This window comes from Photobacterium alginatilyticum (assembly GCF_009910675.1).
Taxonomy (GTDB): domain Bacteria; phylum Pseudomonadota; class Gammaproteobacteria; order Enterobacterales; family Vibrionaceae; genus Photobacterium; species Photobacterium alginatilyticum.
The window spans coordinates 24680-48245 of record NZ_RSEJ01000009.1; the positions used below are offsets into that span (position 1 = coordinate 24680).

Below are 23566 nucleotides of genomic sequence, written 5' to 3' on the forward strand. Positions count from 1 at the left end.
TCTCCTGATAATTTGAAAATTAATATTGTGTTTGCTCTAACCAACTAATGACTTTCGATGCCAGATGCTGAGATTGATCTTCTTGTAAGAAATGCGAGGCGTTTTTTACCGTTATATGTGGTTGGCCCTGCGCCCCACTAAAGTTGTTCTGAAACTTCTTGTCATAGCCTCGCTCTGCCAGAAACGGGTCTTTATCACTGAATAACGTAAGAACAGGTTTGCCCCACTGTTTAAGCTGCTTCCAGTCTGCATTGACCAGATCCAATTCCGAAGCCACTATTTCCGGCATTTTGCGAGGCGCGGCATAATAATCTGACGTCGGAAACGGCGCATCGTAAGCCTGCATTTCATCCTGACTAAGCTGCCTGGTCGTGAGGGTCTGGATGATTTCCCCTATTTCCAGCTGCTCTGAATGTCTGAAATACCCAGCCCAGTTTCCGTAATTGATGTTATCGGCAAATTTACTGATACTTGGTTTACCCGCCATCGCCGCCATCAGCTTAAGCACTTTAGGCACCATGAACTTTTCCAGACCTTTCATTTCAGCCAGTGCGGTATTAGATACTACTAACCGCTCCAGCCACTCAGGCTCCTTGGCAAGCACTCGTAACCCGATCATTCCTCCCCAGTCCTGCATAAAGGCTGCGGCATTTTTTATTCCTAATTGACGAACAAAACTTGTCATCCAGCGAACATGATTACCGTAGGAGTGAACATCGCTGCTAACCGGTTTATCTGACTTACCAAAGCCGATTAAATCTGGAGCAATAACGCGATAACCGGCATCAACAAACAAAGGCACCATGTGCCGGTATAAATAACTCCATGAAGGCTGGCCATGAAGCAGAAATATTGTTTTGTCATTGCCTTTACCTTCATCGAGGTAATGCATTCGCATGCCATCAACTTCCAGGTAATTTGCTGCAAACGGATAATCCACTAGGGATGCGAACGCCTCGTCCGGAGTCCTGAGTATTTGCTGGTTCATTTCCATTTCCTCTCTGGCTGCTTTTCTTAATGGCCTACAATTTTGACCACCCTGTAAATGCCCTGCTCATTAATGATTGAGGGCCCTTGGGTGCGGTTGATGTGTCTACTTTATTCCTAAATAATGGTCGAAAAAAGCATAGCTTTTAGACCAAAACAGTCATATTATTTGACCATGATTGCATTAGAACATTTGCACGTTATCAACGTGATCCATCAGGAAGGTAGTTTTCGCAAAGCCAGTGAGCGTCTGTTCAAGGCTCGCTCCGCTGTTTCATATTCAGTCAAACAGGTAGAGGAGTATTACCAGATAGAAATCTTTAGCCGTGATACCTATCGCCCGGAGCTCACACGCAATGGCAAGATTCTGATTAACAAGATTCAGCATTTGCTCAGTGAAGCCAATGACTTTGATATGTTCGCCCGCCAAATGAACAGCGAGGTTGAAGCCGAGCTGCGCATCAGTATCAGCGCTATCTTTGCCATGGATAAAGTCACGAAACTGCTGGAAAAGCTCAAACAAGAATTTCCGAAAACCATTATCCACCTGGATATTGAAACAGCATCAGGTGAACGGATGCTGCTTGATGACTTAGTCGACATCGGTATCTATGGCGGGTTTGAACAAGATGCAAGAGTACAATACCGATGTATTGACCACTGCAAGCTACCGGTGTTTATCTCAGACAAGTTTCCCCTGGCCCATAACAGCAATATCAGCCAAGTCGACTTGCTCAACTACCCTCAGGTTGTCGTTAAGTCTTCATACAAGACCAGCCCAGACTCCGGCATCGTAAAAGACGGGATTCAATGGTATGTCTCAGATCAGCACACAAAAAAATCACTTATACGCAGCGGACTCGGCTGGGGAAGATTACCTACTCATGAAATAGAGCAAGAGATTAAAGACAATAAGCTTATTCCTATAACGACACAAAGAACAATGGAAGTGCCTGTCTATGTTGCCAAACTAAAAACCAAGGCCCTTGGGCCGGTTGGCATGACGGTGTGGCAATTCTTTGAAGATCACGAATAAATCTTGCTTATGTTATCAGGTCAGGCTCTTGGCCCACTCCAATCTCACAACGCGCAGCCCACTTAGCATCAGCTTAACCAATTCCCCTCCCCCAATTGCAATCAGGTATACATACATCACAGGCAGGTTGAGTTGAACACACGCAAGTGCAAGTGGTACCGACGTCCCCCACATGCAAATGGTATCAACCATAAATATGTACCGGGTTTGGCCGCCAGATTTCAGTGTTCCCATCATATTGATCGAGTTCACTGTAATAAGCGGCAACAGCATACAAAAAAGCAATGTTATCTTTCTAGCCATCTCCCTCGTACTTGGCTCAAGCTCGTATAGACCAATAATCGGTTCAACAACGTTCGCCAGAACAACAGCAACAACCGCAGCAAATATAGCCCCGATGATATTGAGCTCTTTAGCTATACTAACGGCCTTAGCAATATTATTTCGGCCAAGTTCATGACCGATAATAATGCCGGTCGCACAACTCATCGCAATGATCCCTGTGGTTGCTATTTTTTCAAGGCTGTTGAAAACATTAACTGAGACTAATATGTCGGTTCCCATTCGGGCGTAGATAGCCGTTAATGTTGTCGTACCAAGAGCCCAGCACGTGTAAGAACCAATCACCGGCAGAGCCGTCTTCAGGTAACCAAAAATAAACCCTCGCTCAATTTTTCTGAAATCATCAATCGATACAAATACCGGATAATCACGTTTGCGCGCCAAATAAAATAACAGCAGGCATTCGAAAACTCTGGCACATGTTGTCGCAATAGCCGCGCCAACAACCCCCAATGCCGGAAAGCCAAAGTGTCCGAATATTAAGACATAATTCAACGAAATATTGATAACCAGCGCAAGCGCACTGGCATACATCGCTTCTTTGGTATGGCCGAACCCACTGAGCATTTGCCCCAACGTAATAGACGCCGCCGAAAAAAAGTAAGATACCGCGACGATAACCAGGTACTCTTCCGCCAGACTAATCACCCGGGTATCTGCCGTAAACAACCGCATTAACTCATCAGGAATAAAGAATGCTGCTCCTGCAAACGCGCAGGTAACCAACACGACGAGCATGCTGCAGAATGCAATCACCTTACGAATGCTGGCGAAATCTTTCACGCCATAGAACTGAGATACAAATATAACGCCTGCGCTGCTCACGCCGAACAATGAGATAATTAGCAGCATCATGATCTGGTTAGCGAGGCCAACGGCAGCAATAGCTGTTTCACCAACCTGACCGATCATAAATACATCTGCCAGGTTAATGGTTGCGGTGATAAGCCCCTGAAGCGTTATTGGAATCGCTATGTGGAGCAGCTTCTTATATATATCTTTCACTGATTATTAGCTTCTATATAAAAATTGATAAACTTGCATCGCTTCAACTATTGAAATAGAACAGCTGTAAACCCAGTGCCAGCTAGGTATCACAGCTGTGGTTACACGTATTTCAATGAGAATATACAGTCCTACCTGTCGGTCAGGTTATAAGCGAGCAGCTGAACATTATCGAAGAAGATATCCTGTACATAATCAAACGTTCCGATAACTTCAAACCCCATCTTTTGATAGATGGCGAGCGCATCACTACTTTCATATACCGTAAGTACTACCCTGCTACATTGTTGCGCCTGAGCATCTTTTTTGACCCGATTAAACACCTGGGAGAAAACACCCTTGCCACGGGCACTGTTTTTAAGCGCAACGGTACTTATAAAATAATCATCATCTCTGAGATGTGTCAGTACAAAATCATCGTATGCATTATCAACAGCTTTCATCTCATCACGATAATAATAGGGTGCCTTGATGGCATCGTATTGAGCACAGCTTCCCGAAATCACGAACCCCATAAATTCACTAGACGAGTAATCGTAAATACCATCCAGCAAAGAAAGATAAGGCTCAATATTTTGTTTCTTCTGTAACTCGGTAAGGTTTACTCCCAGCACATTACCTGCTGAGCAGTATTCCAGATAACTTGTTTCAAAAATCAGTTTTGCCATTTCATGGCGGTCTTTTTCACTCGTTTGATCTCCGGGAATAAATCTCACCGCCTCCCTTGCTGTTAAACGATTGTGATTGTGGGGCTGTATATTTGCTTCGGCCCTCGACGTAACACCATGCCAAAACGATCCTCGCTCAATGGCCTGCTGATTACTGGCAATCATGTAATCACCAAACACTTGGTTTACTCGATCAAGGTATTCATCGGTACTTAGTACGTTGTAGTAATGATAATGCTCGATATCGGAACGAAGCTGCAATGGATAGGCCATCCTGGGCACTTCATCGACATGGTAAACATCGCCCATTTGAGCCAAGTCCAGCGCGTTATCTAATGTCCAGTCCACCTGAGTCAGGTTGGCTATGCAGCGATCATAACTTTGGCCCTCTTGCTCATCCAGCGGAAGATGAATACCCGTAATAATATCATGAGACAAACGCATGCCACGCATACCGCAAAGTACTGGCTCAGTTTGATGATCGAACAACACTGAGTAGGTCTGGGTGAGTTCATCATGGCTCATAAAGCTGCAGCCAATATGCAGCTTCCATTCATCATAAAGCTGTTCAAACACAAACAGTTCAAACTCACGGTTTTTATACGGCATATCCTGAGGCAGGCGCATGTACTGCTCATGCAGTTTATCGAGGATACTGCGCAATGATTGGTTGTTCTTTCTTGCGACGATCAGCCCGGTTTCATCCAAAAACAAATTCATCCAGTCAAGATGATGGCATTGCCACTCACCGGCATCATTTTGGACGTAATGGCTATAGTTCGGCACTTCAGGTTTTGCAAGGAACAGTGCCGCCGGTTTATAGGGAATCGTGTCACTGTCCATATACAAACCGCCGAACTCAATCACAATCATAAACCTGAAATAGTCCGACAATGTTGCGTAATAGCCCTTGTCGTGCAGCAGGTTGACAGCACTGAAGTAGTCTTCGGCCTTTGCCAAGGCAAGCATTTGTAACGAATTGACATGGGAGACATGATCACCAAATCGGTACTGACCAAGAGTGAATTCCCCGGCTCCTCCTGTCGAGGCGTAATGGGGATCAGCACGAAGTTGATCCTCATCCCAGACCCAGAGGATACTCTTATACGCACTATCATTAACCGCCTGAATTGCATCGTCCCATTGAAGCATCGCACTTTTTGTTGGTTCAGGCAGACCGCCTCCCATCCAGACCCGATGAATGAGCTTTTCATCTTCATCCAGCTGCTGGGTTGGTACAGCGAACAACGATGAGCAGCGTGAAATATCTAACTTTTCACTACTTCGACTAATCCATTCCCTCATTGCTTCCAATTGCAAATGAAAATGCTTTTTGTGCTCTTCCGAATCTTGATTCTTTTCCTTAATGGATTGCTGAAGCTTGATAAAATCCAATTTAAGCGAATTTATTCTTTGCTCAAATTCGCCATGATGAATATTACTTTCTATCGTCTCTAAATCTAAGTTTCTAATTACCATATCTTAACTCGTTATCTTGAGGTCATTCGTAATGTTTAATTCCGGCACGCACCAACAAATACAAACGGTATTGAATCAAGCAACCCGTCTTTATTGCATCTTCTGGTAATATGAGTAGCCAGCCAAAAGCTAGGCCCGTTAACTGACTGATTAAATAGTGAGTTAACCAGTTCTCATGATGCCGGGTTCAAACATTTCCGTACTGCATTGACTAGGCTCCACCTCGTCAAAATAATCATGAACAGAGGGAGCTCTGAAGATATTTGAGGAACTAACCTTGTCTTCTATGATGTTGATATACTTAAGGTTTGAGTCTTCTAATCCTTGTAGTGAAGCATTAGTTAACTTCAGCATATCGATATAACGAATTATTTCATCCGTAATCTCTTCTCCCGGATACAAAATAGGAATACCAGGGGGGTAAACCATAATAGATTCACCACTTTTTTTGCCAACGGCCTCGCTTAACAAACACTTGGTCTTAGGTGCAAAAAACGCTTCCCTGGGGTTATCAATCATTCTCGGTGTATTACTTAGATAATTAACAACAGGGATCGTCGCGTCATTTATTTTCCGAATATACTGTTTTGAAATAGCACCAAGCGCTTGTAACACCACCATGAAATCATCTTTGCTGTCCGCATAGCTGGTAATGAAAAGAACATTGTAGAAATCTGACAATTCAACTTGAATATCAAACTCAGAGGTTAATATTTCCTCTAGTTGGAAGCCCGTAAGCCCTAGCGCCCTTGCACTTACGGTTATTTTGGTTGGATCAAACGCAAACACCCCTTGGTAATCTAGCACCTCTTCACCAAAGCAGTGCATCCCTTCGATGGCATTAATGGCTTGTCGAAGCCACTTTGCATTACTGATGGCCTGAGCCACCAACTCTTTTCCTTCTAGAGCAACTTGTCTCCTGGCAACATCCAGCGACGCCAGCAATGGATAGGATGGCGAGGTCGTTTGCAACATACTCAATACTTGTCTTACCCTGCTCCCCTTAATCATATCGCCCTGTATGTGCAGTATGGAGCCCTGTGTCAACGCACCTAGCAGCTTATGCGTACTCTGGGTACAGGCATCGGCACCTGCCTCCATCGCCGAAATAGGCAGCTCATCGGAAAAGCACAAATGTGGTCCGTGAGCTTCATCTACCAGTAACGGTATATCATGGCTATGTACAAGTTCGGCAACAGAAACAAGATCGGTTGCGGTACCATAATAAGTCGGATTAATGATTAACACCGCTTTGGCGTCTGGGTGCTGATGCAATGCGTGCTTTACGGTCGAGGGCGATACTCCATGTAGAATACCATTGTCAGGATCTATCTCAGGCTGCATATAGACAGGAATAGCACCACTTAAAATAATTCCAGAGCTTACGGAAATGTGAATATTTCGAGGAACCAGTATTGTCTCTCCCGGTTTCACAGCAGATAAGATCATTGCCTGAATACCACCAGAGGTACCATTTACCGTGAAGAAGCTTTCTTTCGCACTAAATGTTTCAGCTGTCAGTGCGAGAGCTTTTTTAATATGACTCTTGGGATGATGAAGGCCATCAACCATCTCAAATATAGTGACATCAATTTTGAATATATTAGGACCAATAAACTCGTAAAAATCTTTATCTATTCCGCGCCCTTGCTTGTGACCAGGGACATGAAACGGGGCCATATTTCTTGCCGCATATTCATCTTTTAAACTGCTGAATATTGGTGTCTCACGTTGGTCTAATTTACCCATTTTTCGCCACTCTACTTATTCATAACCAATATAATTTATAGTGACTCACCTAAAAAGATAACCTCGCTAAATTGGAGCACAACTTAACCCAGCAATAACCTTACTGTAATAAGTAATAATAGGACGTGTATTTCCCTACAAAAGCCCGATGTTCAGTCATTAAGCTTCAGAGAACTTGTGTTTGTAGCAACCAATTTATAGCGGTTATTATCACTGTTGCGAATCACATCAATAACCATGTACAGAAGCATACAGGCGTAACATTCAACAATAAATCGAACAATTTGCTTTTGCGAAGCAGTTCAAGCAACAAGAAGAAACAGATTACAACGAAAGAAAATCTAAACACCTTCTGATATTAGAAGGAAGTACTAAAGAGAAGTCACAGAGTTGTACTAATTTTCACCAAACAAATCACAACGCTGATTAAATTTCCCGCCAACATTAACCAGCTAAATAGTAAAGAGTACTAACTTAACCAATAATGGCCTCTTAACTGTATAAAAACCCATAATAAAAAGCCACCTAAATGACTTCTAAAACCCTACCCACTTGCTGATTTTCTTAACCTTGCTGAGATAGTATATGAATACAAACGAGATCCCAAAGGTTGCAACAGCATAATAACTAGCATCTAATACCATAATACCCGTAATGGATTCTCCAGAATAATTCACTAACAAATCCAGTATCAAATGATGAATGCAGTAAATACCCATAGTGTAAATACTGAGCTTGCTCAATACGCTCTCTTTACCTGTCAAACCATTAAAAAACACATACAAGCAAATTGTTGCAATCGTTGTTGTGTACATAGTGCTAGCTGAGAAGTTAAAAGCGATATCACTCTGTTGGTCAATGAAGTACACCGTAAAACCCACCGCAGTTAGCATTGCTATCAAATAACCAATAAAACTCATTTTTTTGACTCTATTAGTTACAACAAAGTCTTTTAGAATATCTCCCATTGTAAAGTAACCAATATAGGTAAATAGCTGTAATATCTGAATTTCAGCTGTCATCTCGAAAACTGGTGCAATCAGTAATGACACAATACTAAATATAACATATCCCTTTGGAGATAGTTTTTCCTTTATTTTGTACAATACTGGCGTAACCAGGTACAAGCCGAAGATCATATACAAGAACCACAAGTGAACGTAAGGTACTCCTATAACAAAGTCCATTATATTGCTCTCTACCGTGCTACCATCAACAAATACCAGTTTATATACACTATAAACTAAAGACCAAAACAATAATGGATATATTATTCGTTTCGCCCTCTTTTGGTAAAACTCTTTCAAGCTAATCGATGAAAGGCAACTCATCATATACCTACCGCTCACCATCACAAAAAGTGGTACGGCGACTCTGGTAAAAACAGCAATAGATGTTGAAACTTTTAAGTCAATATTATAATAGTCATAGTTCGCAACTATATAAATAGCAAAACTGTGCAGTATTACAACCATTAAAATACCAACAACCCTTAAAGAGTCTATGTTATGTTCTCGATTCATTTCCAAGCCCTTCAACTATTTTATTGTCAACCCTAACTATAATTATCACTATGACGTCACAATCTCATCTATATCGATAATAAGTAGCAACCCAAACAATACTACCTTTGCGTGTTACAAATTAAATCAATACTTTTAAATAACAGTATATACTTACATTATCAATATAACACAAGAGATATAAGTAAGCTTTTAACTGACTCTATAGGCCTATGTCATATTAGAATTCATGTTGTGTTAATAATTCTTAATAAGGACAATTAAACGCTTGAGAACAAAATCACTTCAAACAGAAAATTAACAAATAATCAACACACATAAATATTAACTCTTAGGCATTTGATTCAATAAGTTATACACGACAGGTAAACAGTGAAGTAATAGTAGTATTTACTGGTAATGACATCGACTCATTCGCTGAGAGCAATTACACTCGATTTAAATATCATCAGACGAGACGCTTAAGCCAAAGTCCTGCCCGCATTCGACGGATAAATAGCCCAGCCTTAAATACCTCTTCCAGCGATATTCCAATGAAGGCACCTATCAAACCCCACTCACACCAAACACCAAGAAAATAACTCGCAGGAGCTCCAACTAAGGCGAAGCTTAATAGAGTGATATTCATTACTGATTTTGCATCTCCACCAGCTCTTAGCAACCCTGGTATCACCGAGTTAATAGACGTAAAGTATAGCGAGAAAGCGAGAATCCAGATGCAAATATAGGCCAGCTCGCGCGTTTGAGCCTGAATGTTATACAAGCTCAATAAAGGGTTAGCAAATAGGATTAATAACAAGACAGGAACCGTCATTATCAACAAACCAACCATAATTGCACTGTTAGCACTTGCTTGCGCCTGGCGAAACTTCCCTGCCCCAAGCAGCTTGCCGATATGAATCGCGGTTGCTTGCTGCAACCCTCCTACAGGTAACATAAAGAGACTTTTAAAGGTTCTGATAATCGTATACCCCGCATAAGCAATCGCACCTACTGAGTTCATCAGTATCGTATAAAACACACGAGCACCCTGCCAGTAAAACCCATCTACAGTGTTCGGATAACCAAGCTCTACGATTTTGCTAAGATAGCGCCACTCAGGCAGTAACCGGCTCTTAATCTTGAATTGACGTAAAAAGCAGATCAGTAGAATTACACTCTGTCCTACACTGGCAACAAGCGTAGCAAAAGCCGCCCCTCTCAGCCCTAAAGGCGTAAACATTGGCTCCGTGATGCCAGGAAGAGGCAGGCCAAAAATCAAAATATAGTTGCCTACAAAGTTCACCACATTGAAAAATACCGCGATTTTAACTGGTGTTTTTGTATTGCCTGACGCGTTGAATACCGCAGATATCATTTGCGAGAGCAGCATACAAGGCACGGCAAACGCGACTATTTGCATATAGCTACCTGCAATACCAGGTACAGCCGACCAATCACTACGAGGTTTGAATATATCGGTCGTTAATATTGCTATCAATTCTTCAGCGTATAAATAAAAGACAGCCCCCAGCACAATCCCACACAGCCAACCCGTTGCTACCATACTCTGTGCGACATGTACCAACTTTTGCGGCTGGCCTGCACCTGAGTATTGTGAAACCAGAATGCTTCCCCCCGTCGACATCGCAGCAAACAGCAGGAAGCTAAAAGATAACAGCTGACTTGAATTACCCAGTCCGGAAATGGCCGCTTCACCCAATTGGCCAATCATTAGTGAGTCGACGAAACCCATCAAGGTAAAGAGCACCCCCTGAATCATAATCGGCAGCGCCAGCTTAATGATGGGCCGTGCCAGACTCGGCCTCACAAATCGTAAACTATTTTGAATCAAGATCATTCAACACTCTCTTGATGACTGTTTGAACCACTTGCCTATCTTTTTCCAGACGAGAAAGTTCCCACTCAAACCATTCGATATGCTCCAAGCATTCTTCTTCACTATTCGTCAGTTCAAAAAACCGAACGATATAAAGAGGTACCGCTTCAACAAACAGATATATATACGACAGCTCTTCCCTGGTTAACTCAGCTATCTTGCGATATTCACTGACTATCATTCGCCAGTTATCAAATTGTACTTGCTCAGCGATCTCCTGTGGAACATCAAAGTCATCTGAATTCAACTCTTCACGACTGTATCTTTTCCTCATCTCACTAAAAAACAATATCCGACTTGTCCAGTAAATATCAGCAAGGCGATGGTCATAACGCGAAAAATCAAAATCAATCACTCCAGTATAATTGACATCCTGATCATAAAAGAGATTAAAACAATGAAGATCACCATGGATATAGCATTTACTCAAAACACTCAGATCATGAGTCGCTATCTCATCCCCTAATCTGCTAGCAAGAGCAATTAGTTTCGGGAGCAAGCGAGACATTTTCTTGACTGAGTTTCTCGACTTGTCAGAAGCTTCAATCTGCACTTCTAAATCGGTTAGCCACCTTTTACATGCAGCCATATCCAAAAACTGGATGCGCAACCCCGGATACGGCTCTTTGAAACTACGTGTAGCCTGATGGAAGTCAGCTAAGGCATGTACCGTTTCTCTGTAGGCTTTCTCTGGAATTTCGCTTTCCCAGTTATATGTCATATCAGGAACATACTCCGTCATGACGTAGAAACTACCATCAAATTCAACAAATGAGGATCCTGTCTTATCCGCAACAATTGCCGGTGTTGGACAACCATTACGAGTGAGATGTTCTATCAATGCAACCTCATTGCTCACTAGCTCATGCGTATTGCTCTTAAAGCAGTTCTTTAGGACGAACTTGCCATCTTTGGTTGGAACAATGAATACTTCATTTGCCATACCGAAATAACATAATGTGACATTATCGTTGGGGTATTTCTCATATACGTCTAATACAAACTGTAATCGACGCTGCACGGGCTCTGCAGCCATGTTCGAAACCTCTCCATGAATTCATAATATAAAAACATTTTCCCCAGCAATTACAGCCTCAACAAACTTGAGTCCTGGAGAAACACCAATGCAATTTTATAAACAATTGTGGTTCATGTAGGTTTATCTACAGAAAGACGGGTAAGCCAGCGTCAGAAACCTATGATCGAATCAAACGAACGATTCAACCTAAAGCCGACGCTATATCATTAGATGATTACAGACTAAAAACTCAATTAAAATTGCATAACTTGTAAAGTCTGCACCAAAAGCCTCTCACGTAACGTGATATAAATCTCGGTTTATATATACTACTTAATGACGTCAATATAGAAAACCATCCCATTTTCTACTTCTGAACTGTTGTTCGCTTGATTTGAACATTTGAATGTACGATGAAGTTTAAAACCATACTTATGGTAAAAAGAATAATTACAATCCATATCTGTCCAGAGAAAAGCTGTTTCTATGGCGTTCTCTCGACAAAATCGCATGTAGCGATCCATAAGTTTTCGCCCAAGCCCCATACCTTTTAGTTCAGGACTGACAACGAATAAGTTGACCTCACTGTCAAAGTACTCGGCATCAATTTCGCCTTGATCGTCATTAAATACAAAGCTCTCTAACGCCTGTTCAGCTTTATCTCGATCACCAAAAGCACCAAGTCTTATTTTCTTGTTTTTCCACTTCTTAATTTGCCGTTCTTTCCTGAGATATACCAACTCCCTAAATACTGATGAGTCTTCCTTGCTAGCAAAAAGTAACCCTTTCACATTGCTATTCTCATCGACAACAACATCGAGGTGCTGATTCCAATTCAAGCATGTCTTAAAGTAATACTCATAAACGATGTTGTCATCAGGTATATTTATAAAGTCAATGTGGAAATTCCAGGTAGACTTGATGAGTTCGACACAACTAGTAAAGTGCTGATTACTGTATTTTTCGAATCTCAGTCTATCCATAAGGTGCGTGTTAACCATATGCTCGCTCTTCATGGCATCACTTCCCCCTAGCATGCTTCATCGCTTTATTGGCAGCATCAGCTCCAGAGTTAAACGCTGACTCAATCGTCGGATACTCTATATAATCCCCGGCTAAATATATACCATCAAAACTCTTCTTTAGCTCGTTCAGACGTCCGTAAGCACCCGGACTCATTACCGGATAAGCGTACATAAATCGTTTAATGTCATAGCCTTTAATCTTGCTCTTGATACCAGGAACAATCGTGGCAAGCTCTGTTTCAACGATGTTCATTATTTCCCCATCACTTAAGGTCATTAATGACTTGTCCGAAACACCTTTAGGTGCAAGATATGCACTGGCAATATATTCTTTAACGTCTTTTAGACCAGGAGTGTAATGACGCTCTACCCAGGTGGCATCATAAAGATCTGTGATAATATCACCATCAAGGATTGCTAAATCAAAGGCTTTGTTAAATATGGGCGTCTCCGAAAACAAAGCAACCGTAATGTACTGAGCATATTCAACCTCGCTTAATAGTTCCTCCTGACGGGTGGTAAGTACATCTTTGGCAATCCATTGCGTGACGGGTGAAGGCGTTGCCACGATGACCTTGTCAGCAATAACAACAGACTCTGTACCCTTGTTGTTCACCATGACCTTGAACTTACTACCATGTTTGGTGATTCTGCTAACTGTTGAATTGTACTTAATATGCTCACCAAGCTCCGAGGCTATCGCATCAGTGATCGCCGCAATCCCCTGAATAGATGTCCATGAGCCTGAACTTTCAGAAGGCTGGAAAAGGTCTTCAAATGAGCTTGCTCCTACATAATCAAATGCAGCCTCAGGAATTAGACTAAGCGCCGAGATATCATTCAGATTGGCGCCAAAAAGCCCCCGCGCCATTACATTATATCGACGCTGAATAAATGTCGAAATTTCATTATCATCTAACCATTGCTTAGCTGTAATATTATCCAGCTGCTTCCAGTGCTCAACAGACTCATTATCGATTGCTTCTTTCAGCATTTTCAAAAAATGAATAAAGTTTTGGTTTCCAGCCTGTTTTGCTGTCAACTGAGAGATATTGTGATCACCTATGTATGCTTTTCCTTCAAAATGACTGGCATCCATTGGCATTGGAATCTCCACCATAGGTATTTCCAGTTCCTCTATTATATTTGCTAAAGCGCCATAGGGCTCTCCTAAGTACTCTGTCCCCTTTGCATAATGAAAGCGACCTCTACGGCCATTCTCTGCTATCCCACCGGCTCGATTGTTTTTCTCAAAGACAATATAGTTTTCATTGGATTGATGGAGGGTGAATGCCGCTGATAGCCCTGCTGCTCCTGCACCGACAACGACATAGTCGTGCTCTGCATACTTGGCATTGGCTATGTTACCTACTGATAGTACACAGACACTGATTATCAGCAGCAGGCCTTTAAACACCTTGGTTAAAATCATATTGATTCCTCACGATACCTGACAAAAGTAGTTCTCGATCAAACAGAGACAACAAGCCCCTCTTTAATGAATCTAAGTGTACCCTTAGAGCAGTTATCAATCGGTTATCAACGAGTAAAGGTTACCGTTGCTTTGACTGTGTTAGTTTCTGTCATGATTTCAAAGCGGTAGTTCTGTGCCTCACATATCTTTTCGACCAAATACAATCCAATACCATATGATGATTCAACCTTTTGGTCAGAGTTATCATCGTCAACGGGGTTGGTTATAGTGACCGTGCTTGAGAAGCTTTCAAAGGTAATACACCCCTCATGGGTGTATTGAATGGCATTACGGACAAGGTTCATCAGAACTAACTGCACGGTACCATAGTTATCATGTAACACATCTCCGGCAGCCAACTTATCCAAGTCAAACTCAATATCTTTATCCTGCGAAAGATATTTATTGTCTTCGACGAGTTCATGGATCAACGCATTGATATCTATTTCAGCAACAGGTAACGGGCTATCTGATTTTCTTGATATCCAAAGTAATGTTTGTACAAGCATCTTCATATTATCGACAGCGTACATGATCCTATCTGTTGCTCGCTGTGCGATCGCATTCCTAAGTGACAGCCGCTCTAGTAATTCTCCACTCGTTGAAATAATAGCTATAGGGGTTCGCAGTTCATGGCTGATTGTTCGCAAAAAGAACCCTTCCCTATCAATGAACTCTTTCTGTTTTCTTATATTATCTTTTAACTCTTCGGCTAAATTAACGAGTTCTATATACTTTAGGCGTTTTCGTGATGGTGCATTGTCTTCATCTAAGCTGTTCACCCAATCAAAAAGTGTTTCAACTGGGCTCAATAATCGCCAATACAATACTTTGACAAACAACAAAATTGTAATAATAATCATGCTGATACCTACTCCAATATAGAGCAAGCTCCCTTCGCGAATCGAAGCCTCGTATTGTATTTGCTTTTCTAAATCATCATCATAGCTTGAAATAATATAAATAGGCGTGTTCAGTCCTTTTATGGCGTATTTCATCGCATAGACATAACGACTTTTACCCAGGCCATCATATAGCTGTTTTTCTGCCAAGATAGCCACTCCCATCTCAGGCCATGGGAAGCCGTCAGCTATATAGGCTGGAATGTCTTCCACTTCTTTGTATACACTAAGAATTTCACTATTGACCAACGCTGGAAGCGAACCTGTAGAGTTATACGACCGCTCAAGCAAGGCTCCCTGATATACGAGCATGTTTTCAGTATCAGTACTGATGCCATACTTCACATTGAGAAACATTAGTGACGCAAACAGAAGTATTAGTAAAACAATAAATCCGCCAAGTAACTTATAGACTTCCCGTTTAATACTCGGCATCAATTATCACCTTTCAGTACAAATCCTACTCTGGGAACAGCATGAATCAACGGAGAGTTAAACGGTTTGTCTACTGACTGTCTCAACTTATGAATTTGCACTTTTAGATTATTTGCGTTTGTTTCCTCTCCCCACACCTCCTGTTCTAACTCTTCCTTTGATACAACAGAAGGACTGTGCTGTGCCAAGGTCAATAACAGCTTCCAACTAAGAGGAGAAAGCTCCAAAAGGGTGTCATCGCGATAAGCTTGATGCTTATCCAGATCCAAGGTGAGATCATCAATTTTCAATTTACTGGCTACCTGTCCTTTGCTTCTTTTTATCAATGCATACAAACGCGCATATAGCTCAGCCATCGCAAATGGTTTGGTAATATAGTCATCCGTACCGGCACTGAAGCCTTCCAACTTGTCATCCAAACTATCTCGTGCTGTCATCATCAATACAGGAGTTGAGATGCCTCGTTGCCGTAGTGTCTGACACACTGTTAGTCCGTTTAGCTTAGGCAGCATGATATCGAGCAATATCACATCATAGTGGTTTTGAGTCGCTAGCTTTAAGCCTGATTCACCGTTAAACGCATAATCGATTTCGATATTATCCAGCGCCAAATAATCACTTATTGCCGATGACAAGACCTTGTCATCTTCAACCATCAAAACAATCATTTAATTCCTCAACTAACCTGTGTGATTTCTCAACTTGCAATTCTTCATACGATAACAAAAGCGTGGTTATCATTCGGTTATTATTATCTCACAACGCCGACGATGTCTGGCCGCTTGTGGCATGCAAAGAGACGATTAACAGGAAGGTTTTCATGGCTCCACCCTCATTTCAGTGATCGGTTCTTTTGAGTAATCACGGGCGATAAGCATATAAATCGATGGAATAACGAACAGGGTAAACAGGGTGCCAATTGCCATTCCTCCTACCAGCACCAAGCCGATAGAGTTACGAGCTTCTGCCCCCGCACCTGTAACTAGGATCAGCGGGAAATGGCCAGCGATTGTGGCCGCACTGGTCATTAGTATTGGCCTAAGTCTAGTCAGTGCAGCCTCATGAACAGCTTCAAGTTTTTCCAGGCCTTGCTCCTGAAGCTTATTGGCAAACTCAACAATCAAAATGCCGTTTTTCGAAACCAAACCAACCAGGGTCACCAGCCCCACCTGCGAGTAGATGTTCATGGTTGTTGTCCAACTATGAGTCCAAAATGAAACATTCGGATCTGGCATTCTTAAAAAGGTGAAGGTTAATGCCCCAAACATAGCCAAAGGCACCGAACCGGCGAGAATAACAAACGGATCACGGAAGCTATTAAACTGTGCCGCGAGGACAAGAAAAATCAAGGTTACTGCAAGGATAAACGCTGGCAAGAAGCGATCACCTTCGGCACGAAGCTGCCGTGATTCACCGGTATAATCGATCACATAACCGTCAGGCAGGATTTTGGCGGCCTCTTCTTCGAGGTAAGTCAACGTTTCGTTTAGCGGACGTATCGAGACCCCGCTGATTTTGACTGCATTTAACTGCTGAAAGCGGTTCAGGGATCTTGGTACTGTCGACTCTTCAATGGTCACGATAGTCGCCAGAGGCACCAGTCCGCCATCTGGCCCGGTGATATATATATCCTGCAATTGTTCAGGATTAAGACGATTCACACGCTGGATCTGGGGAATAACTTTGTAGCTACGCCCGGCAATGTCGAAGCGATTAACGAAATCACCACCCACCATCACGCCGAGATCGATGCCAACCTGCTCCAGACTCAACCCGAGATCAGCCGCTTTATCGCGATCTATTACAAACTCAGATTGTGGCTGATCAATCTTGACGTCGATGATAGGCGGAAAAGCAAACATCCCACTTTGCATGGCCTTGAACTGAATTTTTTGGGCCAGTTCTAGAATCTGCTCAGTTTCTGCCGTTGAGGCAAGAACGAACTCCACCGGGAACTGTCCGCCGCCGGGCAGCGCAGGCGGCGTCACCGGAAACATCTGAATACCGGGAATGACCTGTAGCTTTTCCTGAATTTCAGGGAGAATTTCAAATACGGTACGTTCCCGATCGTCCCATGGACGGGTTACCATCCCACCAAAGCCCGATGCGGGAAACGTGATTTGAAAAGTAAAATCTGTCTCGGGTACACTGTGAAAAGCCTGATTCGCCGCAGCAGCATACTGGCTGGTCTGGTCGAGCGTAGCATTGGCCGACGCATCAATGATCCCGAAGATGACCCCCTGATCTTCACTGGGAGCTAACTCTTGTGGCGACATCCTAAACATAGGGACAGTCAGCAGACTAATGCTCCCCCACACTATATAAACAGCGGGGCGCGTATTCAGAGTGACATCGAGCATCCGTCCGTACAAAACACGAAGGCGCTTGAATCCACGGGCAACTTTTCCCGCCAAACCGTGTTCCTCAATCCCCGGTATAAGGAGTTTCGATGACATCATCGGAGAAAGTGTTAATGCCACGATGCCCGAAATAGTCACGGCACCGGCCAGGGTAAAGGCAAACTCCCGAAACAACGCGCCGGTCAGCCCTCCCTGTAATCCAATGGGCGCATAGACAGCAGCGAGCGTAACCGTCATCGCCACGATGGGACCAACTAGCTCGCGCGCACCGAGAATGGCGGCCTCTAAAGGGCTCTGCCCTTCACTGAGATGACGCTCGACATTTTCGACCACCACAATAGCATCATCGACCACCAACCCAACTGAAAGCACAATGGCCAGTAGAGTGAGTAAATTAATGGTAAAACCAAAAGCCTGCATCAAGAAGACGGCACCAACCAACGACAGAGGAATAGCCACCACAGGCACAAGCACAGACCGGAAAGAACCGAGGAAAAGATAAATAATCACTACCACGATTAACAGCGTTTCCCCTAAGGTCTGAAGCACCTCGTTAATCGCACTGTCGATATATTCCGTTGCATCGTAGGCTATACGTGCCGACATTCCGCTAGGTAGCCCTTTTTGAATAGCGACCATCTCGGTGCGTACCAACTTAATCACATCGAGAGAGTTAGCATTAGGCAACGGCCAAATCCCCATAAAAACAGCGGTCTGGCCCGAGAAACGCACTTCGGTATCATAGTCCTCTGCTCCAAGTACAACCTCTGCAATATCTTCAATACGCACGGTTGCCCCGTCCTGCTGACGAATAACAAGACGCTTAAACTCCTCAACGGATTTCAAGTTTGTATTTGCTGTCAGGTTAACCTGAATTAAAGACCCTTTTGTCTGCCCGAGAGCAGACAGGAAATTATTGGCAGACAGGGCCTGACGCACTTGCGCTGGGCTGATATTGAAGGCGGCCATGCGCTCGGGATCAAGCCAGATCCGCATGGCAAAGGTACGGGCTCCAAGGATATCGGCTCTCTGTACCCCTTCGATCGCGCTCAGGCGTGGTTGAACGACACGTACCAGATAATCCGTGATTTCATTTTGCAGCAATATATCGGAGCTAAAACTCAGGTAAGCCGAGGCAAACTCACTGTCCGCCGACTCGATATTGATCGTTGGTATTTCTGCTTCTGGCGGAAGATCATTACGTACCTGATCGACCTTAGAGCTGATTTCTGCCAGCGCCTTGGTGGCATCATAATTAAGCTTTAGCCGCACCCTGATCGTTGACAGGCTATACGCGCTCTGAGATTCGATGTAGTCGATACCATCCGCCGCGGCGATCACCCGCTCCAAGGGCGTTGTAATAAACCCCCTGACCAAATGAGCACTTGCGCCGATATATACCGTACTGACAGTAATCGTCGCATTTTCGCTACGGGGATATTGACGAACATTCAAGGAGCGAATTGCCTGCAACCCGGCGATGATGATCAATAAACTGATCACCAAAGCAAGCACCGGGCGACGTATGAAGATATCAGTAAATTTCATTAAAGATCTCTCACTGCCATCAGTTATTCCCGGGCTCGGGTGCTAACTTGAAATCCGGCGATAGCGTATTGTCGATAACTACAGCCTGGCCGTTACTGAGTTTGAATACTCCACTGCTTACAACAACCTCACCTTCCTGCAGGCCGGACAATACGGCGACGTAGTCTCCTCGCTTCTCCCCGAGGCGAATGAACTGCTGGCGTAGTACCTTTCCAGATTCGCCATTTTCTTCTTTGCTCTCGACAACAAAGGCCGAGTCACTGTAAGGCGCATACAGCACAGCAGTTGATGGAATAGTCAGCACTGTTGTCCGAGCTGATAGCAATACCCTGACATTAACAAACATTCCGGGCCGAAGCTGCTCTTCCGGATTAGGCACCGTTGCCTGTATCTGAAAGTTACGGGTAGCGCTATCCACCTCAGGATTAATTGCCGTTATTTTTCCCTTTATTACTGTCCCCGGCAGAGCATCTGTACTGACCTCGATGGTTGTCCCTGTTGTGATTCGAGCGATTTCTCTCTGAGGAAGGAGAAAGTTAACGAGGATTGTGCCAAAAGCCTGCAGAGAAACTATTCCCTCCCCTTCGCTCAGGATCTGGCCAAGGTCAACCTGACGAATTCCAAGGCGTCCCGCAAAAGGAGCCCGAATTGTTTTCTTGGCAATAACGGAACGAATATTGTCTGCTTCGGCAACAGTCTGACGAAGGTTTGCCCGGGCAGTATCCAATTCGGATTTTGAGACAAGCTTCTGCCTATAAAGGTCGGCATTACGATTAAAGCTGAGCTGAGCAAGTTCGACACTCGCCTCTGCGCCTGCAAGCAGGGCACGCTCTGACGCCGTATTTTGGCGTACGAGCAAGCTACCTTTTTCCGCCTTTGCCCCTGAATTAAAGGCCACCTGCACCACTTTCCCGGGAAGCTCGGCGGATACAGTTACTCCCTGAATGGCCTCCAACGATCCAACAGCTGTCAATAGCGTATCCCATGACTCAGCGCGAACGTTGGCCGTTGTCACCGTCTCGGGGGGGACAGCAAATGCCGCTTCATTATTGATCATCCGCTGGATCTGTAATACCTTAATACCGGCAAGTACGCCGATTATTACCATCAATCCGACAATCGTCAGTATTACCCTCTTCGCCATTGGCTTGATTTTCCAAACGTTAAAAACGGGTTGCCCAAATTCTGAGTATAAGCGGGATCGGGCACTTATGACTGAAAGTCAAACCGGCATATCAACGCCATGGCAAGACGTACCAATGACTAAATCTGAAAGAAAAAGCGAGTACCACATTTGCAGTACTCGCTATTTGATGATGAACTAAACCCTAGTGGGATTTTCGCTGTGCTAAGCCGACATCATCAACTTTCTTCCTTTTTAATTTTCCACGCTTTATGGTCAATATCGAGATCAGGGAACTTTGACGCATCAAACACAGGATGCTCAGCCCCTGCTTTCAGCTGTTCTTTGTAGTCTGTCAGAATACGGATCAGTGTCGGGAACAGCATCAACAGTGCCAACAAGTTAACGATTGCGAGTATGCCCATCATAGGATCCGAGAAGAAGAACACCGATGTTGCTCCCGGCGCTACGGCCCCAAGGAAGACTATTCCTATCACAAAAATACGAAGGATATGAACTGTAGCCTTATTCTGCGACATAAAGGTCAATGCGTTCTCACCCAGGTAATAGTTGTAGATAATCGAACTGATGGAAAAGAGCAAAATGGCTATTGTCAAAAAGTACTGTGACCAGGATCCAACATGGGAAACCAGTGATTGCTGGGTCAATACAACCCCATCAATATCTTCAGCCCCCGGCACATAGACATCACCAAGCAAAATCACAAACGCCGTACAGCTACAGATAAGAATGGTATCGATAAATACGGACAGTGACTGAGTAATCCCCTGACTTATCGGGTGAGTCACTTCTGCTGTTGCTGCGACATTCGGTGCAGATCCCAACCCGGCTTCGTTAGAGAACAGACCACGGCGTAACCCCTGTGCCATAGCCGCGCCCATACCGCCACCGACCGCTTCTTCCCAACCAAACGCGTTAGAAATAATGGTGCCAATTACCGCAGGTATTGATGTAATGTTTAAAAGAATAATCAGTAGCGCCATCACAACATATCCGATAGCCATAATAGGGACTATCACATCTGCTACTTTGGCAATACGCTTAATACCACCATAAATGATAAAGCCCGTACCTATTGCAAGGAGGGCCCCGGTCCATATACGGTCAATCCCCATACTATCTTGAGCAGCACCAGCAACAGTATTTCCCTGAAATGCATTAAAACCAATAGCAAAAGAGGCTATCAGACAAACTGCATACAGATAGGCAAGCCAGCGGTAGTCTTCGCCCAGGCCGTGAATTATCGTACGAGCCGGACCACCACGAAACTCATCGCCTTCTTTACGTTTATAAAGCTGAGCAAGTGAACACTCCACCAGACTGGTTGCCATTCCTACCAAGGCAATTGCCCACATCCAGAAAACCGCTCCGGGGCCCCCAAGCGTTATGGCAACTGCAACACCGGCAATGTTACCACCGCCAACGCGCCCGCCAACTGATAACAATAGTGCTTCCCGGCCGGAAATCGCATTTTTGTCAGCCGTTTGGTTTTTGTTTAGCAGCACATGGAACATGCGCCCAAAGAATGTAAACTGAACGAACCCGGTAACAAGCGTAAAGAAGAGACCCAATACCACGAGGAAGGGTATCAATGCCCATCCCCAAGTGAGATCGCCAATGACACCAAATAGACCTTCTAACCATTCCATATCCACTCCTAATCAGCGTGTTCTTTAAGCTTATTGCTCAGAGTTGATCTTCAGAATCGAGCCGACAACTGGGCTAAGTGATTAACAAGCCCTGAATTGATAATTGTCAGAAGTATAGTCGCTAGTTACCTTTTTGTTCGGAATTACGGCATATGATCACGGGCTATCCCGTGATCATATACTCACTCAGAGTGATGAATTTGGCGGATAATACCTAGGAAGAGCCCACTCGCACTGCTTATTAAGGCATCAGGAAAGTCATAGTCAGGATTATGCAGTTCGGGATGCCCGCTTCCACTCCCTAAGCAAAATAAAGCTCCCGACCATTTTTCCAGGAACTCGGCAACATCTTCCGACCACCTCATTGGCTCTGAAAGTATCTCTATCGGTAAGCCAAGCTCGTTAGCTTGTTCACAAACCAGTTCACAATGTTTAGGCGAATTGATTACAGCATTAAACGACTCCTGCCATTGAACCTGGCTGGTCAGTTTATCCTGTGCGGCCAGCGTCGATACCATCTCGCATAGGTCTTGTTTCATGTCATTGAGCACTGCACTATTATCACTTCTCAGGGTTGCCATAATGGTCGCCTTCCCCGGGGCGGTTCCAAACGCCTCTTCCCCCAGCAAAGCATGCACAACCGTCACCAGAGTGAACGAATCTCTGTAACTCGTGGGCATACTTTGCAGAAACTCAATCACCTTAAGCATTGCCGTTGTCGGATTAACGCCATTCTCGGGTCTGGCTGCATGTGATGTTTTACCTTCCAGTTCTATCGTTACCCCCGTTGAGGCGCAGGCAAATGCATCAGGTTTAACTATCACTGTATGTAACGGGTAGCCTGGGAGGTTATGATAAGCAAAAACATTATCTACCCGCTGCTCTGCCAGCCAGGCATCATTTAACATACTCGCCGCTCCCGTACCTGTTTCTTCGGCAGGCTGAAAAAGCAGTATGACTTTTCCCTGCCTTGGTGGGTTAACCGACAGCGTTTGGGCTACAGCCATCAGGGTTGCGGTATGTCCGTCATGACCGCAGGCGTGCATTACCCCCTCATGTTGAGAACAGTAGGAGAACGCATTTTTCTCTGTAATAGGGAGTGCATCAAAATCTGCCCTCAGCAATGTTGTTTCTCCGGGGTGCCCGCTATCAATGGTACAGACAACGCCATGCCCACCAATCCCTGTAGAAGGGATTAATCCAAATGCTTCTAATTGAAGAGCAATCGACAGGGCGGTGTTTTCTTCAAATGAAGATAGCTCGGGACGTTGATGGAGTTGGCGGCGAAAGCGAATCGCGTCGAATTCACAGGCATTATCAGAGAGATTGTTCATAGTTACTAT

Annotated in this window: 16 protein-coding genes; 1 reads left to right on the plus strand and 15 read right to left on the minus strand. The window is 44.1% G+C overall.

The genetic code is table 11. The features are described 5' to 3' along the window. Positions 1–19 precede the first annotated feature (19 nt). Entirely contained in the window at positions 20–988 is a 969-nt protein-coding gene (locus tag EIZ48_RS10245; RefSeq protein WP_192928531.1) for a haloalkane dehalogenase, read from the minus strand. A gap of 174 nt (positions 989–1162) precedes the next feature. Here EIZ48_RS10245 and EIZ48_RS10250 point away from each other — a divergent pair, with 174 nt between their 5' ends. Continuing rightward, positions 1163–2023 (plus strand): LysR family transcriptional regulator, encoded by an 861-nt coding sequence (locus EIZ48_RS10250; RefSeq protein ID WP_160650646.1) that lies wholly within the window; start codon positions 1163–1165, stop codon positions 2021–2023. A 15-nt stretch (positions 2024–2038) separates the two neighbouring features. Here EIZ48_RS10250 and EIZ48_RS10255 read toward each other — a convergent pair whose 3' ends face one another. The 14 genes from EIZ48_RS10255 to EIZ48_RS10320 all read right to left on the minus strand — a co-directional run bounded on the left by EIZ48_RS10255 (position 2039) and on the right by EIZ48_RS10320 (position 23557). Then, positions 2039–3370, minus strand: coding sequence for an MATE family efflux transporter (locus EIZ48_RS10255; protein ID WP_160650648.1), 1332 nt, complete (start codon positions 3368–3370; stop codon positions 2039–2041). A 131-nt stretch (positions 3371–3501) separates the two neighbouring features. Further along, positions 3502–5343, minus strand: a complete 1842-nt coding sequence (locus EIZ48_RS10260; RefSeq protein ID WP_160650649.1) for a GNAT family N-acetyltransferase — start codon at positions 5341–5343, stop codon at positions 3502–3504. A 336-nt stretch (positions 5344–5679) separates the two neighbouring features. After that, entirely contained in the window at positions 5680–7266 is a 1587-nt protein-coding gene (locus EIZ48_RS10265) for an aminotransferase class I/II-fold pyridoxal phosphate-dependent enzyme (RefSeq protein ID WP_160650651.1), read from the minus strand. A 536-nt stretch (positions 7267–7802) separates the two neighbouring features. Next, on the minus strand, positions 7803–8789 hold the full coding sequence (locus EIZ48_RS10270; protein ID WP_160650653.1) for an acyltransferase: 987 nt from the start codon (positions 8787–8789) through the stop codon (positions 7803–7805). A 448-nt stretch (positions 8790–9237) separates the two neighbouring features. After that, positions 9238–10629, minus strand: a complete 1392-nt coding sequence (locus EIZ48_RS10275) for an MATE family efflux transporter (protein WP_240152926.1) — start codon at positions 10627–10629, stop codon at positions 9238–9240. Then, entirely contained in the window at positions 10610–11704 is a 1095-nt protein-coding gene (locus EIZ48_RS10280) for a phosphotransferase enzyme family protein (RefSeq protein ID WP_160650655.1), read from the minus strand. Before EIZ48_RS10280 ends, EIZ48_RS10275 begins: the two co-directional genes overlap by 20 nt. Before the next feature lie 311 nt (positions 11705–12015). Next, the gene (locus tag EIZ48_RS10285; RefSeq protein WP_160650657.1) at positions 12016–12702 is read right to left on the minus strand and encodes a GNAT family N-acetyltransferase; all 687 of its coding nucleotides are present in this window, start codon (positions 12700–12702) and stop codon (positions 12016–12018) included. Between the two features lie 4 nt (positions 12703–12706). Next, positions 12707–14143, minus strand: a complete 1437-nt coding sequence (locus EIZ48_RS10290) for a flavin monoamine oxidase family protein (protein WP_160650658.1) — start codon at positions 14141–14143, stop codon at positions 12707–12709. 107 nt (positions 14144–14250) lie between these two features. Next, positions 14251–15522 (minus strand): sensor histidine kinase, encoded by a 1272-nt coding sequence (locus EIZ48_RS10295; protein ID WP_160650659.1) that lies wholly within the window; start codon positions 15520–15522, stop codon positions 14251–14253. Then, positions 15522–16190, minus strand: a complete 669-nt coding sequence (locus tag EIZ48_RS10300; RefSeq protein ID WP_160650661.1) for a response regulator transcription factor — start codon at positions 16188–16190, stop codon at positions 15522–15524. Before EIZ48_RS10300 ends, EIZ48_RS10295 begins: the two co-directional genes overlap by 1 nt. A gap of 150 nt (positions 16191–16340) precedes the next feature. Then, the gene (locus EIZ48_RS10305) at positions 16341–19430 is read right to left on the minus strand and encodes an efflux RND transporter permease subunit (RefSeq protein WP_160650663.1); all 3090 of its coding nucleotides are present in this window, start codon (positions 19428–19430) and stop codon (positions 16341–16343) included. Between the two features lie 19 nt (positions 19431–19449). Next, entirely contained in the window at positions 19450–20574 is a 1125-nt protein-coding gene (locus EIZ48_RS10310) for an efflux RND transporter periplasmic adaptor subunit (RefSeq protein WP_160650666.1), read from the minus strand. 218 nt (positions 20575–20792) lie between these two features. Beyond that, positions 20793–22223, minus strand: coding sequence for an alanine/glycine:cation symporter family protein (locus EIZ48_RS10315; protein ID WP_160650667.1), 1431 nt, complete (start codon positions 22221–22223; stop codon positions 20793–20795). A 182-nt stretch (positions 22224–22405) separates the two neighbouring features. Beyond that, positions 22406–23557, minus strand: a complete 1152-nt coding sequence (locus tag EIZ48_RS10320; RefSeq protein WP_160650669.1) for an amidohydrolase — start codon at positions 23555–23557, stop codon at positions 22406–22408. Positions 23558–23566 lie beyond the last annotated feature (9 nt).

Bases quoted from the DNA above. Each gene is read 5' to 3' on its own strand.
- EIZ48_RS10280 (WP_160650655.1), bottom strand. From the start codon at position 11,704: ATGGCTGCAGAGCCCGTGCAGCGTCGATTACAGTTTGTATTAGACGTA.
- EIZ48_RS10275 (WP_240152926.1), bottom strand. From the start codon at position 10,629: ATGATCTTGATTCAAAATAGTTTACGATTTGTGAGGCCGAGTCTGGCA.
- EIZ48_RS10290 (WP_160650658.1), bottom strand. From the start codon at position 14,143: ATGATTTTAACCAAGGTGTTTAAAGGCCTGCTGCTGATAATCAGTGTC.
- EIZ48_RS10250 (WP_160650646.1), top strand. From the start codon at position 1,163: ATGATTGCATTAGAACATTTGCACGTTATCAACGTGATCCATCAGGAA.
- EIZ48_RS10300 (WP_160650661.1), bottom strand. From the start codon at position 16,190: ATGATTGTTTTGATGGTTGAAGATGACAAGGTCTTGTCATCGGCAATA.
- EIZ48_RS10265 (WP_160650651.1), bottom strand. From the start codon at position 7,266: ATGGGTAAATTAGACCAACGTGAGACACCAATATTCAGCAGTTTAAAA.
- EIZ48_RS10245 (WP_192928531.1), bottom strand. From the start codon at position 988: ATGAACCAGCAAATACTCAGGACTCCGGACGAGGCGTTCGCATCCCTA.
- EIZ48_RS10285 (WP_160650657.1), bottom strand. From the start codon at position 12,702: ATGAAGAGCGAGCATATGGTTAACACGCACCTTATGGATAGACTGAGA.
- EIZ48_RS10295 (WP_160650659.1), bottom strand. From the start codon at position 15,522: ATGCCGAGTATTAAACGGGAAGTCTATAAGTTACTTGGCGGATTTATT.
- EIZ48_RS10315 (WP_160650667.1), bottom strand. From the start codon at position 22,223: ATGGAATGGTTAGAAGGTCTATTTGGTGTCATTGGCGATCTCACTTGG.
- EIZ48_RS10260 (WP_160650649.1), bottom strand. From the start codon at position 5,343: ATGAGGGAATGGATTAGTCGAAGTAGTGAAAAGTTAGATATTTCACGC.
- EIZ48_RS10270 (WP_160650653.1), bottom strand. From the start codon at position 8,789: ATGAATCGAGAACATAACATAGACTCTTTAAGGGTTGTTGGTATTTTA.
- EIZ48_RS10305 (WP_160650663.1), bottom strand. From the start codon at position 19,430: ATGAAATTTACTGATATCTTCATACGTCGCCCGGTGCTTGCTTTGGTG.
- EIZ48_RS10320 (WP_160650669.1), bottom strand. From the start codon at position 23,557: ATGAACAATCTCTCTGATAATGCCTGTGAATTCGACGCGATTCGCTTT.
- EIZ48_RS10310 (WP_160650666.1), bottom strand. From the start codon at position 20,574: ATGGCGAAGAGGGTAATACTGACGATTGTCGGATTGATGGTAATAATC.